The 873-nt window shown below is 45.0% G+C and carries 1 protein-coding gene; it reads right to left on the bottom strand.

Annotated features, from left to right (window positions below):
* On the bottom strand, positions 1 to 873 hold an 873-nt coding region (locus AM305_RS10915; protein WP_005826061.1), incomplete at both ends, for a hypothetical protein.

Raw genomic sequence — 873 nt, 5'->3', positions numbered from 1 at the left:
ATATCAACAGTTGCACCATTTTGTACCGTGAAGTTATTCACCGTCGTGTTGCCTGTCGCAGTAAGGTCTGTTGTGCTAACGTTCGTTGCATTTACATCTGTCGCATTAACCGTTGTCGCATTCACATTCGTTGCATTGACATTCGTGAAGTTCGGGCTTTCTACCGTCTTCACCGTAATGTCTGAACCTGTTCGGCTAATAACAATGTTATCCCCTTGGATAAAGTTCACTTCACCATTGTTATTAATACGCTCTCCTGCATCACCATTCGCTTTCACTGTCCAGCCCGCATTCGCTACCGTGCTGTTTAACTGACCTAAGTTCACCGCATCGCTAGCTTCTGTACCGTCTGCAAGACCTGTGATCTTGTTGTTGTTCATCGCTATGTTGCCACCGGTGACATTGATACCTTGGTTGGCATTTAATACACCACCAATAGTTGCTGCGCCTGTGGTTGTCAATGTCGTGGTAGTCACATCAGTTGCATTGACTGTTGTGGCATTGACGTTGGTTGCGTTGACATCAGTTGCATTGACTGTTGTCGCATTCACCGTTGTCGCATTGACATTGGTTGCGTTGACATTTTCTGCTGTGATGTTTTTAAATTCAGGGTTGTCTGCAATCTGAATTTCAACTTTACCCTCTGTGACGACTGTTTTGACATTCGCTGAGCTATAAGTACCTGCTGTTGACGCTGTACCTGTGATATTTAACGTCTCACCCAGTTTACGAGCTGTTGTACCATCGTTACCTGTGAAGCTTAAGCCTTTGTTAGTTAATGCCGTTGATGCATTGTTAATCACCTCTGCTACATTCAATGCTGTTGCGAAGGTATCGCCTGTCTTATCTGAGCTGACTGTGCCTGTGGCATCT

This window comes from Actinobacillus minor NM305 (assembly GCF_000175195.1).
Taxonomy (GTDB): Bacteria; Pseudomonadota; Gammaproteobacteria; order Enterobacterales; family Pasteurellaceae; genus Haemophilus_A; species Haemophilus_A minor.
Note: the sequence above shows the minus strand (reverse complement) of the source record. Positions and strands in the feature narration are given on the sequence as shown.